The sequence below is a fragment of the Phenylobacterium sp. genome (genome assembly GCF_030693805.1).
Lineage (GTDB): Bacteria > Pseudomonadota > Alphaproteobacteria > Caulobacterales > Caulobacteraceae > Phenylobacterium.
This window is the reverse complement of record NZ_JAUXZW010000246.1, coordinates 1-14,251: the sequence shown is the minus strand read 5'-3', so window position 1 is coordinate 14,251 and position 14,251 is coordinate 1. Positions and strand designations below refer to the sequence as shown.

General features: G+C 70.9%; 15 protein-coding genes. 9 read left to right on the top strand and 6 right to left on the bottom strand.

The annotated features are described in order from the left end of the window. Positions 1 to 2 precede the first annotated feature (2 nt). Positions 3 to 4,979 carry an alpha-2-macroglobulin gene (locus Q8M88_RS09510; protein ID WP_305596737.1) on the top strand — a complete coding sequence of 1,659 codons (4,977 nt, stop codon included), beginning with the start codon at positions 3 to 5 and terminating at the stop codon, positions 4,977 to 4,979. A 4-nt stretch (positions 4,980 to 4,983) separates the two neighbouring features. Then, a complete protein-coding gene (pbpC, locus tag Q8M88_RS09505) occupies positions 4,984 to 7,023 on the top strand; it encodes a penicillin-binding protein 1C (RefSeq protein WP_305596735.1) in 2,040 nt (679 codons plus the stop codon). A 4-nt stretch (positions 7,024 to 7,027) separates the two neighbouring features. Here the strand turns inward: pbpC and Q8M88_RS09500 are convergent, their stop codons facing one another. The 3 genes from Q8M88_RS09500 to Q8M88_RS09490 are packed head-to-tail and all read right to left on the bottom strand — an operon-like array spanning position 7,028 to position 9,831. After that, entirely contained in the window at positions 7,028 to 7,642 is a 615-nt protein-coding gene (locus Q8M88_RS09500) for a carbonic anhydrase (protein WP_305596733.1), read from the bottom strand. A gap of 59 nt (positions 7,643 to 7,701) precedes the next feature. After that, on the bottom strand, positions 7,702 to 8,379 hold the full coding sequence (locus Q8M88_RS09495; protein WP_305596731.1) for a fumarylacetoacetate hydrolase family protein: 678 nt from the start codon (positions 8,377 to 8,379) through the stop codon (positions 7,702 to 7,704). 39 nt (positions 8,380 to 8,418) lie between these two features. Then, positions 8,419 to 9,831: an HWE histidine kinase domain-containing protein gene (locus Q8M88_RS09490; RefSeq protein WP_305596729.1), complete on the bottom strand. Its 1,413-nt coding sequence runs from the start codon at positions 9,829 to 9,831 to the stop codon at positions 8,419 to 8,421. Between the two features lie 174 nt (positions 9,832 to 10,005). Here Q8M88_RS09490 and Q8M88_RS09485 point away from each other — a divergent pair, with 174 nt between their 5' ends. From Q8M88_RS09485 to Q8M88_RS09475, 3 genes are all read left to right on the top strand, one after another. Continuing rightward, positions 10,006 to 10,326 (top strand): hypothetical protein, encoded by a 321-nt coding sequence (locus tag Q8M88_RS09485; protein WP_305596727.1) that lies wholly within the window; start codon positions 10,006 to 10,008, stop codon positions 10,324 to 10,326. Then, positions 10,323 to 10,706, top strand: a complete 384-nt coding sequence (locus Q8M88_RS09480) for a hypothetical protein (protein WP_305596725.1) — start codon at positions 10,323 to 10,325, stop codon at positions 10,704 to 10,706. The genes Q8M88_RS09485 and Q8M88_RS09480 overlap by 4 nt, the downstream gene beginning before the upstream one ends. Before the next feature lie 101 nt (positions 10,707 to 10,807). Next, entirely contained in the window at positions 10,808 to 10,981 is a 174-nt protein-coding gene (locus Q8M88_RS09475) for a DUF1328 domain-containing protein (protein ID WP_305596723.1), read from the top strand. 39 nt (positions 10,982 to 11,020) lie between these two features. Here Q8M88_RS09475 and Q8M88_RS09470 read toward each other — a convergent pair whose 3' ends face one another. Next, entirely contained in the window at positions 11,021 to 11,812 is a 792-nt protein-coding gene (locus Q8M88_RS09470) for a metallophosphoesterase (RefSeq protein WP_305596721.1), read from the bottom strand. A gap of 49 nt (positions 11,813 to 11,861) precedes the next feature. Then, the gene (locus tag Q8M88_RS09465; RefSeq protein WP_305596719.1) at positions 11,862 to 12,218 is read right to left on the bottom strand and encodes a hypothetical protein; all 357 of its coding nucleotides are present in this window, start codon (positions 12,216 to 12,218) and stop codon (positions 11,862 to 11,864) included. A gap of 152 nt (positions 12,219 to 12,370) precedes the next feature. Between Q8M88_RS09465 and Q8M88_RS09460 the strand changes: the two genes are divergently transcribed. The 4 genes from Q8M88_RS09460 (at position 12,371) to Q8M88_RS09445 (ending at position 14,027) form a co-directional block, all read left to right on the top strand. Beyond that, a complete protein-coding gene (locus Q8M88_RS09460; RefSeq protein WP_305596717.1) occupies positions 12,371 to 12,712 on the top strand; it encodes a YMGG-like glycine zipper-containing protein in 342 nt (113 codons plus the stop codon). 95 nt (positions 12,713 to 12,807) lie between these two features. Continuing rightward, on the top strand, positions 12,808 to 13,254 hold the full coding sequence (locus tag Q8M88_RS09455) for an OmpA family protein (RefSeq protein ID WP_305596715.1): 447 nt from the start codon (positions 12,808 to 12,810) through the stop codon (positions 13,252 to 13,254). Positions 13,255 to 13,559: 305 nt separating this feature from the next. Continuing rightward, entirely contained in the window at positions 13,560 to 13,760 is a 201-nt protein-coding gene (locus tag Q8M88_RS09450) for a hypothetical protein (RefSeq protein WP_305596713.1), read from the top strand. A gap of 12 nt (positions 13,761 to 13,772) precedes the next feature. Continuing rightward, positions 13,773 to 14,027, top strand: a complete 255-nt coding sequence (locus tag Q8M88_RS09445; RefSeq protein WP_305596711.1) for a hypothetical protein — start codon at positions 13,773 to 13,775, stop codon at positions 14,025 to 14,027. A gap of 67 nt (positions 14,028 to 14,094) precedes the next feature. Here Q8M88_RS09445 and Q8M88_RS09440 read toward each other — a convergent pair. Further along, positions 14,095 to 14,251, bottom strand: a 157-nt coding sequence (locus Q8M88_RS09440; protein WP_371132662.1) for a DUF1328 family protein, incomplete at its 5' end; no start/stop codon positions are given.

Sequence of the window (14,251 nt, the reverse complement as noted above, 5' to 3'; positions counted from 1 at the left end):
GGCTGGGCGCGCGCGGCGCCGGCCTGGCCGCCGCCGGCGTGGTGTTGGCGGCGTTCGGCGGCGGATTCCTCACCGCCAAGGTCGCCGACGGCGACCTGTTCGCCAAAGCGCCCGCAGGCGCCGAGGCCGGCGTCTCCGGCTGGTCGCTGTTCGGCAAGCCCCGCGGCGCCAAGGCCGCCCGTCGCGGCGTGCCCAAGCCCGAAGGCTTTGCGGTGTGGCGCTCGCGCATCGACACCGCCCAGGCCCAGCCGCTGGCCTGCGTCGAACTCACCCGTCCGCTGGACCCCGCCAAGCCCTACGCCGACTTCGTGCTGGTCTCTCCCGACCTGGGCGCCCAGCCGGCGGTCTCGGTGAAGGGCGCGGAGCTGTGCGTCGCCGGCCTCGGTTTCACCGATCGCCGCATCACCCTGCTCAAGGGTCTGCCCGGCCGCGGCGGCGAGACCCTGGCCGCCAACGCCGACGTCGATTTCACCTTCGGCGAGAAGCCGCCGTTCGTGGGCTTCGCCGGCGAAGGCGTGATCCTGCCCCGCGAACAGTCGGACGGTATCGGCATCGAGACCGTCAACGTCAGCCGCCTGGCGATCGAAGTCTGGCGCGTCGCCGACCGCAACCTGGTGCGCAAGTCGATCAGCGCCCCCGACCCCACCAGCGAAGGCGACTACGCCGGCGACTACGGCGACGACAGCCCCGACGGCGAAGGCCGGCGCGTCTGGAAGGGCGAGATCGACGTCGCCAGCCAGGCGGGTCAGCGCGCCACCACCGTCTTCCCCCTGGGCGCGGTGCTCAAGGAAATGCAGCCCGGCGGCTATGTGATCAAGGCGCGCGACGCCTCGGGCGGTCGCTCGCTGAAGGCCGGCGAGGGCGACGAGGATGACGGCTACGATCCCAATCCGCCGGCCCAGGCCCGCCGCTGGGTGATCTTCACCGACATGGCGTTGTCCGCCTACGACGGCTCCGAAGGGCTGGACGTGGTCGTCCGCTCCCTGCAGACCGCGAAGATCCTGCCGGGCCTTAAGGTCGCGCTGGTGGCGCGCAACGGCGAGACCCTCGCCGAGGCCAAGACCGATTCCGTCGGCCGTGTGCGCTTCGACCGTCCCCTGCTGGAGGGCGAGGGCGCGGGCGACGCCAAGATGGTGATGGCCTACGGCGCCCAGGGCGACCTGGCCGTGTTGGACCTGGAACGCGCGCCCGTGGACCTGTCGAAACAGGGAATCGGCGGACGCACCGACGCCGAGCCGGGCCGCGCGGCGGCCACCGCCGTCGACGGCTTCGTCTACACCGACCGCGGCATCTATCGCCCAGGCGAAACCGTCCACCTGAACGCCCTGCTGCGCGACCGCGAGGCGCGTGCGGTCAAGGACCGCGCCGGCGCGATCATCGTCAAGCGACCCTCTGGCGTGGAGTACAGGCGCTTCCGCTTCGAACGCACGCCGTTGGGCGCGGCCGCCGCCGACATCGCCCTGCCCAAGGCCGCGCCGCGCGGCCGCTGGAATGTCAGCGTGGAGATCGACGGGCTGGAAAACCCGGTCGGCAGCTTCGCCTTCGCGGTCGAGGACTTCGCCCCCCAACGCCTTGGCGTCACCGTCACCGGCCAGGACGCCGTGCCGATCGGCGCAGGCGAAATCCGCGCCGTCGAGGTCGCCGCACGCTTCCTCTACGGCGCCCCCGGCGCCGGTCTGCAGACCCAGGGCGAAGCGCGCCTGAAGGTCGACACCGACCCGTTCCCGCATTTCGTGGACTACCAGTGGGGCGACCAGCGCGAGCCGTTCGCCGAGAAGTTCATCGAGCTCGGCGAGACGGTCACCGACGCCGAGGGCCGCGCGGTGCTGAACCTGTCCTCTGAAGAGGCCAGCGACACCACCCAGCCGCTGATCGCCGCTTTCACCGCCTCGGTGTTCGAGCCCGGCGGCCGGCCGGTGCGCGAGGCTGTCTCGCTGAAGGTCCGCACGCAACCAGTCTATCTGGGCGTCAAGGTCGACCAGGGAGAGGTCACGGGCCGCGGCGATCCCACCGTCAGTTTCGACGTCATCGCCGCCGACCGCACAGGCCGGCGCATCGCCCAGTCGGGCGTGGCCTATTCGCTGGTCGCCGAGAACTGGGACTACGACTGGTTCCAGCAGGACGGCCGTTGGCAGTGGCGGCGCACCAGCCGCGACGTGGTGATCCAGCGCGGAACCCTGAACGTCGGCGCCGCCCAGCCGGCGCGCGTCTCGCGGCGCCTTGGCTGGGGCGATTACCGGCTGGAGCTGACCAGCGCGCAGGGCGCCAAGAGCATCGTGCGCTTCGCCTCCGGCTGGGGCGCGCCCGCCAAGGACGTCGAAGCGCCAGACTTCGTGCGCGTCAGCGCCGGCGTGAAGACCTATGCGCAAGGCGACACCGTCGAGATCACCCTGAAGCCGCCCTATGCCGGTGAGGCCCAGGTGGCGGTCGCCACCGACCAACTGATCGACTTCAAGACCGTGACGGTGGGAGCCGACGGCGCGACCGTGCGCCTGAAGACCAACGCCGCCTGGGGCGGCGGCGCCTATGTGCTGGTCAGCGTCATCCAGCCGCGCGATCCGGTCGCCTCGCCCAAGCCGAAGCGGGCGTTGGGGCTGGTCTACGTGCCGCTCGACCCGAAAAACCGCAAGCTGACAGTGGAGCTGGGGACGCCGGCCAAGATCGACGCCAAACAGGCCCTGGAGGTGCCGATCACCATCAAGGGCGCAGGCTTCGCCGGCCGCGCCCGAGTGACGCTCGCCGCCGTCGACGAGGGGATCCTCGCGCTCACCCGCTTCGAGAGCCCTGATCCGGTCAAATGGTACTTCGGCAAGCGGGCGCTGACGCTCGACTCCCGTGACGACTACGGCCGGCTGCTGGACCCCAACCTGGGCGCGCCCGCCAACGTGAACTTCGGGGCCGACGAGATCGGCGGCGAGGGCCTGACCGTCACCCCGATCCGCACCGTGGCCATGTGGTCGGGGCTGGTGGAGACCGGCCGCGACGGCAAGGCGGTGATCCGCCTGCCGGCGGCCGACTTCAACGGCGAGCTGCGGCTGATGGCGGTGGCCTGGACCGACGAGGCCGTCGGCGGCGCCTCCAAACCGCTGACCGTGCGTGAGGCCGTGGTCAGCGACCTCGCCCTGCCGCGCTTCCTTGCGCCCGGGGACCGCGCCTTCGCGACCCTGGAGCTGCACAACCTCGAAGGCCGTGTCGGCGCCTATGTCGCCGAGATGACCTCGAAGGGCGGCGTCCTCGCTCCGTTCCGCAAGGCCTTCCAGCTGGCGCTCGGCCAGCGGATCGCCGAGCGGATCCCGTTCAACGCGCCCAACCGGGCCGGGATCGGCGAGGTCGGCTTCAAGGTCACGGGTCCGGGCTTCAGTTCGGCGCGCGACTACCCGATCCAGACCCGACTGGGCTGGAGTCCGGTCACCCGCATCACCTACGCCCTGCAGAAACCCGGCGAGGCGTTCACCCCGGCCTCGGCGCTGCTGGCGGGCCTCGCGGCGGGCGATGCGACGCTACAGGTCAGCTACTCGCCGTTCCGCGGTTTCGACCCCGCGCCGCTAGCCAATGCGCTGAACCGCTATCCATATGGTTGCACCGAACAGCTCGTGTCGGGCGCCTACCCGCTGCTCTACGCGGGTCAGACGGCCAACGATCCGAAGGTGCTGCGCGCTTCGAACGGCCTGAACGCCGCGGTGGGCAAGCTGCTCGACCGCCAAACCCTCGACGGCGCCTTCGGTCTGTGGCGGGTCGGCGACGGCGAGGCGGACGGTTGGCTCGGAGCCTACGCCACCGACTTCCTGGTCGAGGCGAAACGCGCCGGCGCGCCGGTGCCGCAGGCCGCCCTCGATCGCGCGCTCGCCGCCATGCGCCAGATCTCGCGCCCGGAGGGCTTCTCGTCCGTCTCCTACCGCCTGGAGTATCCGGAGTGGTGGGCCGGATCGCCCGAGGCCTCGCGCAAGGCGACGGCGGCGATGCGCTCCCGCGCCTCGGCCTACGCCCTCTACGTGCTGGCCAAGGCGGGACGCGGCGACCTCGCGCGGTTGCGCTGGTGGCACGACGTGCAGATGAAGACCGAGGATTCACCGATCGCCAAGGCGCAGGTGGGTGCGGGTCTCGCCATGATGGGCGACAAGGCGCGGGCCCGTTCGGCCCTGCGCCAGGCGGCCCGTTCCCTCGGCTACCGCGAGGACAGCGACTGGTACCAGAGCCCCCTGCGCGACCTGGCCGCGGTGATCAGCCTCTCCTACGAAGCCGGCGAGCCGGAACTCGCCCGCAGCCTCCAGGGTCGCCTCGACGGCGCGGTGAAGGACCCTGACGCGCTGAACACCCAGGAACAGGCCCGCCTGCTGCAGGCCGCGAACGCCATGCTCAAGGCGGCCGGACGCATCCGCATCGAGGCCCAGGGCGCCAATCCGCTCAGCGCCGCGGGCGGCGCGCCACGCTGGTCGGTGGGCAAGCTGGCCGACGCGCGGTTCGTCAACGCCGGCGCCGGCGCCCTTTGGCGTACGGTGACCGTCGCCGGCACGCCGATCGCGCCACCTGCAGCCGAGGCCAACGGCCTGTCGCTGTCCAAGCGCCTGCTGCGCCTCGACGGCTCGCCCGCCGATCCGGCGTCGCTGCGCCAGGGTGAGCGGGTGATCGTGCTGATCGCCGGCCGCTCGACCCAGGCGCGCTCCTCCGCCCTGGTGGTCGACGATCCCCTGCCCGCCGGCTTCGAGATCGAGACCGTCCTCGGCGCCGACGACGCGCAGAGCGGGCCTTTCAAGTTCCTGGGCGAGCTGTCAGGGGCCGACGTGCAGGAATCGCGGGACGACCGGTATGTGGCGGCCATGGACCTGGCGGGCAAATCCAGCTTCGCCTTCGCCTATGTGGCGCGGGCGGTGACGCCGGGCGACTTCCTGCTGCCGGGCGCCCAGGCCCGTGACATGTATCGTCCGAGCTTCAACGCGCGCACCGAAGCCGGCCGCACGGCGATCGCGCCGGGGCTCTAGGCGCATGCGCGGAGCGCGCGCACTGACGCGAGGCCTGCTCGGCGTGATGGCGGCGCAGGGCCTGCTGTTCGCCGCCGACACGGCGTTCCCGCCGAGCCTGGCGCGCGGCGAACGCTCGTCGCCCGTGGTGCTTGACCGGCACGGCGGCTGGCTGCGCGCCCTGCCGGTGGAGAACGGCCGCTGGCGCATCCGCGCCGATCTGGCGCGCACCGATCCGAGTTTCCTCGCTCGATTGATCGCCGTGGAGGACGCCCGCTTCTGGCTTCACCCGGGCGTCGACCCGATCGCCGTGGTCCGCGCCGCGGCGTCCAGCGCCGCCCACGGGCGCGTGGTGTCAGGCGCCTCGACGCTGACCATGCAGACGGCGCGCCTGCTGGAGCCCAGGCCACGCACGCCGCTGGCCAAATTCATCGAGATGTGGCGCGCGGTTCAACTCGAGGCGCACTTTTCGAAGAAGCAGATCCTCAGCCTCTACCTGACGCTGGCGCCCTACGGCGGCAATCTGGAGGGCGTGCGCGCCGCCAGCCTGGCCTATTTCGGCCACGAGCCCGAGACCCTCACCGACGGGGAGCAGGCGCTGCTGATCGCCCTGCCCCAGGCGCCGGAGGCGCGGCGTCCGGACCGCCGCCCCGACGCCGCCCGCGCCGCCCGCGGCCGGGTGCTCGACAAGATGATCCGTGCGCGCCGCATCACCGAGAGCGCCGCGGCCGAGGCGCAGGACGAGCACCTGCCCAGGCGCAGCCCGTTTCCGGCGCTGGCCTGGCACGCCGCCGGCGAACTGGCGCGCCAGGCCCGCGCGTCTCAGGCCTCTGTGGTCTCGACCATCGACCCGGCGTTGCAGGCGCGGCTGGAGACGCTGGCCGCCTCCACCGCGCGCGCCCAGGGTCCGGAGGCGACCGCGGCCATCCTCGTGGTGGAGATCGACGGCCGCGCGGTGCGCGCCGCGGTCGGTTCCGGCGGGCTGGACCGCCCCGGCGGCTGGATCGACATTACGCGGGCCTATCGGTCGCCCGGCTCGGCGCTGAAGCCGTTCATCTACGCCTTCGCCTTCGACGACGGCCTGGCCGCGCCCGACACCCGCATGGACGATGCGCCGCGGCGCTTCGCCGACTATCAGCCGGAGAACTTCGACCGCGTCTTCCACGACAAGGTGACGGTGCGCGAGGCGCTGACCCACTCGTTGAACATGCCGGCGGTGGAGACGCTGGAACGGCTGGGGCCCGCCGCGTTCGAAGGGCGGATGACCGCCGCCGGCGTCAAGCTGGTGCGTCCGAAGCTGGCGACCCGCGACGCTGGCCTGGCGCTGGCGCTGGGCGGCGTGGGCGTCAGCTTGCGCGATCTCGCGGTGCTCTATGCGGCCTTGGGCGACGGCGGGCTCGCCAAGCCGTTGGCGTGGACGCAGGTCGACGCCGACCGCCGCCGTCACGAAGGCGGCCGCAGGCTGGTGCGCGCCGAGGCCGCCGCCCAGGTGCTGGACATCCTGCGCGAGACCCCGCCGCCGGCCGGAGCCAGCCCCACGGCGCTGGCCCGGGGGCGACCGCTGATGGCGTTCAAGACCGGCACCTCGTACGGATTCCGCGACGCCCTGGCGGCCGGTGTAATCGGCCGCTACGCGGTGGTGGTCTGGACGGGGCGCGCCGATGGCGGCGCACGCGGCGGGCTCACCGGGCGCGACGCCGCCCTGCCGATGCTGTTCGAGGCCGCGGACCTGATCGATGCGCCGCCCGCCGCGCCTCGGCCGATCGCGCCCCCCTCGGCCCCAACGTCGCTGGCGCGCCTGGAGGAGCCGGCGCAGGGGCCGAAGCTGATCTTCCCGCCTGACGGCGCGACGGTGCAGGTGGCGGGGTTCGGGCCCGGTTCGCGTGGTCTCGCGCTGGCGGCCAGCGGATCGGACCTCGCCTGGTTCGTGGACGGCCGTCCGCTGTCGTCCGACCCGACCAGCGGGCGCGTGCTGTGGCGTCCGGCCGGGCCGGGGTTCTATCGGCTGATGGTGGTCGATCCCGACGGACGCGAGGCCCGCGCGCGGGTGCGGATCAAGGGCTGAGGCCTTACTCCAGCCGCGACAGTTCCGCGGGGTCGGCGACGCTGACGTCGAGATCGTTCACCAGTCCGGTGCTCAGCGAATAGACCCAGCCATGGACGGTCAGCTCCTGGCCTCGCGCCCAGGCGTCTTGGACGAACACGTCGGAGGCGACGTTGCGCACTTGGCGGATGACGTTCAGCTCGCACAGCCGGTTCAGCCGTTCGGTGTCGTCGCCGATCGCCTCCAGCTCGTGGCGGTGTTCGTGGTGCACCTCGCGGATCGGGTGCAGCCAGTGATCGACCAGGCCGCGGCGCTGGCCGTCGACGGCCGCCGCCACGCCGCCGCAGCCGTAGTGGCCGACGACCATGATGTGCTTCACCTTGATGACGTCGACGGCGAACTGCAGCACCGACAGGTAGTTGGCGTCCTGTGGCGGCGCGAGATTGGCGACGTTGCGGTGGACGAACAGCTCGCCCGGATCCAGGTCGACGATCTCGTTGGCTGGCACGCGGCTGTCGGAGCAGCCGATCCACAGGTACTCGGGCGCCTGCTGGCCGACCAGGCGGGCGAAATAGCTGGGGTCGCCGGCGATCTTGCGCTGCGACCAGGCGCGGTTGTTTTCGAGGAGGTGCTTGAGCATCGTCCCGCGCCATACGTCCAGCCGGCGCGCGCCGCAACCCCGTTGCTGCAGTGCAGCAGTCAGATCAAGGTGAACGCCAGCGCGCCGACGCCTTCGACCTCGCCCGACACCCGGTCGCCGCGCGAGACGGGGCCGACGCCTTCCGGCGTGCCGGTGAAGATCAGGTCGCCGGGTTCCAGCCGCCACAGGCGCGAGGCCTCGGCGATCACTTCGGCGACATTCCAGATCATGTCGGCGACCCGACCGTCCTGGCGCACCTCGCCGTTCACGGAAAGGCTGATGCGCCCCTGCGGCGGCGGCCCCATCCAGGGCCGGATCCACGAGATCGGCCCCGAAGCGTCAAAGCCCTTGGAGCTGTCCCACGGCCTCGCCTGGGCCTTGGCCTCGTTCTGCAGGTCGCGGCGGGTGAGATCGACGCCGACCGCGTAGCCGTAGACCAGGTCCAGCGCCTGGCCGGGCGTCAGGTCGACCCCGCCGCCCGACAGCGCCGCGACCAGCTCGATCTCGTGATGCAGGTCCGAGGTCGCCTGCGGATAGGCCACCGCATCGGCGGACACCACCGCGTCCGCCGGCTTGGCGAAGAAGAACGGCGGGTCGCGTTCGTCGGCCCCCATCTCGCGCACATGGGCGGCGTAGTTGCGCCCGACGCAGATCACCCGGCGGACGGGAAAGGTCGAGGATTCGCCCAGCACCGGCACGGCGGTGATCGGCGGCGGCGGAAAGATGTAGGCGTCCATCCCCAAGGGGTAACGCGGCGTGCGCCTCGGCGCAAAGGCTCAGGACTTGCGGAGCAGCTCCGCGACCGCAGCGGCGACCTGGGTCACGTCGTACGGCTTGCGGATGATCGGTGCGTCGAAACCCTGTGGGCCGCCGCCGGTGTCGCCATAGCCGGTGGCGAACACGAACGGCGTGCCGCGCGCCACCAGGGCCTCGGCCACCGGGGTGACCGATCGACCATTCAGATTGGCGTCCAGGACCGCGACGTCGATCGGCTGGTCCAGCAGGGCCAGAGCCTCCTCGAGCTCGTAGGCGGGTCCGACGATCGTCGCCCCAGCCTCGGCCAGGCCCGTTTCCAACTCGAGCGCCAGCAGAACGGCGTCCTCGACGATCAGCACGCGGGCGCCGCGCAGGTCGACCGCGCCGCCGCCGTGGTCGGATTCCAGCGGCCGGGACGCGGGCGCGTCGGGAACGGTGTCCGGTCGATCGACGATCGCCGCCGGCCCGGCGCGCAGCCGCGCGGTGACGCCGGACGGGCGATATTCGACGGTGGTGTCGCCGTTCAGCTCACGGCCGGTGACTTGGCTCAGCAGGGTCGAGCCGAAACCGCGGTGGGTGGGCGCTGACACGCGTGGGCCGCCGGTCTCGGTCCAGGTCAGCTCGAAGCCGCCGTCGCGGGCCTTGCTCCAGCGCAGGTCCACTCTGCCGATGTCGGTGGAGAGTGCGCCGAACTTCACCGCATTGGCGGCGAGTTCGTGCAGCGCCAGCGACAGGGCGTTGGCGGCGCGCGGCGTCAGGAACAGCTCTGGGCCTTCCCAGCGCGTCTGCGAGGGCGCGAGCGGCCCGAGCTCCGCCGCCGCCAGATGATCGATGGCCGCGCCGCGCCAGCGGGCTGCGGTGAGCAGTTCATTGGCCGAACCCATCGCCTTCAACCGTCCGGAGAAGGTCTGCAGGAAGCTGTCGAGCGACGTGGTGCCTTTGGCGGTCTGCTGCGCCAGCGCCTGGACGGCGGCCAGCACGTTCTTCACCCGATGGTCGAGCTCGGCCATCAGGATCAGCCGCTGTTCCTCCTCGCGCTTCTCGCGGGTGACGTCCTGGCCGACGCCGACCAGACTGGCGGGCGCGCCGTCCGGCCCCCGAGCGAGGTCGCCCACCAGCCGGACCCAGGCGATCTGGCCGGACGGATCAGGCGGAGTGCGGAAGTCGACCTCGTAACGGGCGCCCAGCAGGAGTTGGGCCTGGGTCGCGGCTTCGACACCCTCACGGTCCTCGAGATGCGCGCCCTGCAGCAGCGCCGCGCCGCCCAGCGCCGGCCCCTCGCCGGGCGCGAGGCCGGTGATGTCGCCCATCCGCGGGCTGATGATCAGCCGGTCGCCGGCGATATCCCACTCGAACGCGCCCAGGCCAGCGGCCTGCAGCGCCTGCTCCAGGCGCTGTCGGTTCCAGCTAAAGGGATCAACGCTGCTGTCCATGGCGCGAACATAGGCTGAGCGGCCTGCTCAGGCGACAGGAACCGTGCAATGGGCCGAGTCGCAAACTTTGGCCCCAACCTTTGCCATGGGATGCGGAACCCGCTTAGATATCCTACGTTCTGGGTGCGCTCCCACCTTCCTGGCGCGGGGCGTCCTTCTGCTTGGAGAACAGCCATGTCCGCGAGCCCCGTCGATTTCGCCGAGGACGCCAAAGCCGCCGCCCGCAATGCGTCGGACACCGCCAGCGCGCTTGCCGCCGATGCGCAACGCAGCATCGCCGAGGCCAGCAAACGCTTCGAGCGCGTCGTCCAGGAAGGCGTCGAGCAACTGCGCGCCCAGTCCCGCGCCTATGCCGACACCGCCGGCCAGCAACTCGATGAAGCCCAACGCTACGTCGTCGAGCGCGTGAAGGAACGCCCGCTCGCCGCCACCGGCGCGGCGCTCGGCATCGGCGTCCTGGTTGGCCTGTTGCTCGCGGCCGGCCGCAACCGTTGATCCTCAAGAGAGCGCTATCGACCCTCGCGGCGGCGTCAGCGATCGCCGCCGCTGCGGGAGTCGCCGTGATCGCCGCGGCGTTCGCGTTGTATGCGCTGCTGGCGACTTACCTGGTCCCGGCGGGCGCGGCGGCGATCGTCGCTGCGCTCGCCGCCCTGCTGGCGTTGCTGGGCGCCTTGCTGATGTTGCACAAGCCTGCGCCATCGCCGCTCAAGGAGAGCGACGGCCTCAGCGCCCGGGCGATCGATTTCGCGCGCGCACGCCCGGTGATCGCCATCGGCGCCGCGCTCGCGGTGGGTCTGGTGGCGTTCCGCAATCCCAAGCTGGTTACCGCCGCCGTCACCGCCTTCCTGGCCGGCAAGTCGGCCCCGAAGTCCTGAATCTTTCTGTGCGTTGATCGAGGAACGCGGCTCGTTAAGCAGCGTTGACTCTGTATCAAGCGTGGCCGTGCACCGGCTCACGTACGCACAGGAGAACCCCGATGCTTGGTTGGGCGCTGACGTTTCTGGTGGTCGCCTTGATCGCCGGTCTGCTTGGCTTCACTTCGATCGCTGGCAGCGCGATGGGTGTGGCCCAGATACTATTCTATGTCTTCATCGTGCTGTTCCTGGTCTCGGCCGTCATGCACCTAGTGCGAGGTCGCGGCCTAAGATAGTCGGACTGATGTCCGCCGGGCGCTCGGGCGTCCGGCGGCTCAGGCGCGCCGGTCCAGCGACCAGGTCCGCTGCGGCTCGAAATGCGATCCCGTCCAGCCCTGGGCGATGACGCGAATGGCCTCATCCTCGATTTCGATGACGTTGAAGCCGGGCGGCACCCCCCGCTCTCGCACCGACAGGGTGCCGGCTCCCACCGCGTAGGTCTTCTTGTCGCCGAAGGCGTAGGGCCAGGCGAAGGGCGCATGGATGTGGCCCGACAACACCAAGTCGACCTTCGCCTCGGTGAAGGCTTCCGCCGCCTTGTCGCCGCCCCACACGCGCGCCGTCATCGGGCCTCCGATCATCTCGGTCAGCGGGTGGTGACAGGCGAGGATGCGCACGGCGTCGCCGTCCGTCGTCTGCAGCCACGCGGCGGCCTCCTCGACCTGGCTACGGGATATCTGCCCCTTCGACCAGTTCAAGCGCGGTTGGGCGCCGCGCGCGGTGTTGACGCCGAACACGGCGAGGCCCGGCGACAGATGTTGCTGGGTGCGCGCGGGTCCGATCAGCCGCTCGTAGCGGGCGAAGGGACGGAAGATCCGCTCCAGCCAATTCAAATAGGGCGCGTCGTGATTGCCGGGCGTCACCAAGCGCGGCTCCGGCAGCGTCGCCAGCCAATGCGCCGCAGCCTCCAACTCAGGCGCCTCAGCGAACTGCGTCAGGTCGCCGGTCACGACGATGAGGTTGAAGCCGCCGCCGCGCAGCATCTCGCCGGCGGCGGCGACGGCGGGCTTATTCTCGCCGCCGAAGTGGATGTCGGAGAGATGGGCCAGGCGAAGCGTCACGCCCATGGCTTCCCGTGCGCCGGAGCGCCGGTCAAGCGGCGAGCGCGTTCGTCGATCACTTGACGGCGTCGGCGGCTTTCTCGCGCACGGTCTCGCCTGCGCCTTTGAGGGCGCGTCCCGCGTCGCCCGCGGCGTCCCGCACGACCGGCTCGGCACGATCGGCGGCGTCCGACAGGTTCTGGTCGACCACCACGCCGCCGCGCGCGAAACTGCCCTCCTTGGCGGCAACGAAAAGCACGCCCGCCCCCACCAGGGCCGCGATGATCGTCAGCGCCATCATCACCGGATGACGGCGACGTCCGGCGCGTTCGTCCCGTCGCCCACGCTCGTAGGCCGCGCGAACGTCCTCGGCTTCCGGTCCGGCGCCAAAGGCCTCGCCGACCAGTTCATGGTCGGTACGTCGCGAAAGCATGGAAGCGTCTCCTCAACAGGGATGGTGCTTAAGCTCAACGGCGGGCGAAGGGGCCGGTTCCAGCCACGCTGTCGCCACGGTGGCGGCGGAACCTCACAAGGCTCGGCCACGTTAGGCCGCGCAGGGACGCATGTTTCAAGGAGCGCCGACCTATGTCTAAGACCTGGATAGCCCTGGCCGGAGCCGCGATGCTGATGAGCGCGTGCACGTCCACCGGCAACGTCGAGCGCAACGCCGCAGGCGGCGCCGCGATCGGCGCCATCGCCGGCGCGGTGATCGGCAACAACGTGGGTGGCGGCGACGCCGGCACGGGCGCCGCGATCGGGGCCGCCGTGGGCGGCGCCGCGGGCGCCGTGAAGGGCTGTCGCGAAGACGGCGGCTGCGGTGCGACCGCGCCCAATCGCCGGCAATATTACGACGAGCGCGCGGGCCGTTATTATTATTACGACTCGGGCAGCGGCCGTTACTATTGGGAAGACGGCAGCCCGCGCTGAGGATTGCGAACCTGACGGGACGAACGGCGGCCGGGCCAGCCCGGCCGCCTTTTGTCATGCGTAATCGGGATCGATCGGATCGGGAGCCGGAACGGATGAGCCAAGTGCATTGGACGGGCGCGGCGACCCTAGCGTTGGCGATCGGCCTCGCGGGCTGTGCGACCAAGGAAGTGCGGCTGGTGAAACAGACACCGCGCTGCGTCGATCAGACCCTGGAGATCTATTTCGAACCGGATTCGGCGGAGGTGACGCCCGAAGGCAAGGCGATCGTCTCACAGGCCGCGACGGTCGCCGCAGGATGCGCCGTCGACAAGGTCGAGGTGCTGGGCCTCGCCGACTCGGTCGGCGCGCCGGAGGCCAATCTCGACCTTTCCAAGCGACGAGCCCAGTCGGTGACGGCGGCTTTGGCCGACGCCGGCCTCCCTGCGGCTGAATTCGCACTCGCCGCCGCAGGCCAGGATGGAGCCGTCACAGCCTCCGGTGACGCCCAACCGCTGCGCCGCCGGGTCAATGTCGTGCTGCGCCTGCGCGCCCTGCCCTGACCCATCGTAACGTCGTGACCACGCGCAAGAAAAAGGCGGGTCCAAGTGGGACCCGCCTTTTAGTGAGCATCATCGAGAATAGGGGTGCGGAGACGGCAGACTGGCTGTCGCCAGCCTCAAGTCGGGGGGGGCGTCGCCGCCTCCGCACTCGATAAACACACGCGCTGCGATGATGTTCCCGGCCTAGGCGAATTTTTTCGGTTGCTCGCCTAGCGAAGGTTGCAGGGCGACGGAACGCTCCGACGTGACTGCACGTTACCCCTGCAAGGCGGAGCTGTGACCGTCGGCGACAGGGAGGGCGTAGTGTGATCAACGACCTCAATTCCACGCATCCGGTGCTCACGCTGTTCCAGCTTCCGACTCGTCGGCAGAAGCTGGCGCGACGGCGGCGTTATGTGGTCGTGGGTGTCGCGGTCCTGGCCGTGGCCAGCGCCGCGGTCGGTCTCGCCTCCAAGCCACACGACGCGGTCACCGCCGCAAGCCCCAGTTACTTCCTGTCCGAGTGAGGAGATTTGTCCATGGCGACCGAGCCGACGTCCACTGCGCGCCCCGTCCTGGGCGCCACGCGTGCGAGGCAAGGCCGGTTCGGCCGGCATGTGTTCTGGGTGCTGCTGATCTCGACCGTGCTCGCGGCCCTGGCGCTGTTCGGCGCCTGGACGTGGCGTTCCGGCGACCTCGCCAACACTGAGCCCAACAATGCGCGCCAGCCCGTCGACGCCAAGGCGTTCGACGCGCCGCCGCCGGCGCCGCCGACCCAGAACGGCGGACGATAAGACCTTAGGGCATGAAGAAACGGCGGCCTCATCGGCCGCCGTTTTCGTTTCAGCGCTAGGTTTCACGTCAGAGTACGGACTGACCGCGGATCGCTCGCACCACGAAGCTGGCGACCAGCAGCACGAGGAAGACCACAAAGAGCACCTTGGCGATCGTCGCCGCCATGCCCGCCAGGCCGCCGAAGCCCAGAAGTCCTGCGACTAACGCCAGAACGGCGAAGGTG

What these genes read in the sequence shown, in the direction of transcription:
- pbpC (WP_305596735.1), top strand. Translation starts at nt 4,984, where the DNA reads ATGCGCGGAGCGCGCGCACTGACGCGAGGCCTGCTCGGCGTGATGGCG.
- Q8M88_RS09500 (WP_305596733.1), bottom strand. Translation starts at nt 7,642, where the DNA reads ATGCTCAAGCACCTCCTCGAAAACAACCGCGCCTGGTCGCAGCGCAAG.
- Q8M88_RS09495 (WP_305596731.1), bottom strand. Translation starts at nt 8,379, where the DNA reads ATGGACGCCTACATCTTTCCGCCGCCGCCGATCACCGCCGTGCCGGTG.
- Q8M88_RS09490 (WP_305596729.1), bottom strand. Translation starts at nt 9,831, where the DNA reads ATGGACAGCAGCGTTGATCCCTTTAGCTGGAACCGACAGCGCCTGGAG.
- Q8M88_RS09485 (WP_305596727.1), top strand. Translation starts at nt 10,006, where the DNA reads ATGTCCGCGAGCCCCGTCGATTTCGCCGAGGACGCCAAAGCCGCCGCC.
- Q8M88_RS09475 (WP_305596723.1), top strand. Translation starts at nt 10,808, where the DNA reads ATGCTTGGTTGGGCGCTGACGTTTCTGGTGGTCGCCTTGATCGCCGGT.
- Q8M88_RS09470 (WP_305596721.1), bottom strand. Translation starts at nt 11,812, where the DNA reads ATGGGCGTGACGCTTCGCCTGGCCCATCTCTCCGACATCCACTTCGGC.
- Q8M88_RS09465 (WP_305596719.1), bottom strand. Translation starts at nt 12,218, where the DNA reads ATGCTTTCGCGACGTACCGACCATGAACTGGTCGGCGAGGCCTTTGGC.
- Q8M88_RS09460 (WP_305596717.1), top strand. Translation starts at nt 12,371, where the DNA reads ATGTCTAAGACCTGGATAGCCCTGGCCGGAGCCGCGATGCTGATGAGC.
- Q8M88_RS09455 (WP_305596715.1), top strand. Translation starts at nt 12,808, where the DNA reads ATGAGCCAAGTGCATTGGACGGGCGCGGCGACCCTAGCGTTGGCGATC.
- Q8M88_RS09445 (WP_305596711.1), top strand. Translation starts at nt 13,773, where the DNA reads ATGGCGACCGAGCCGACGTCCACTGCGCGCCCCGTCCTGGGCGCCACG.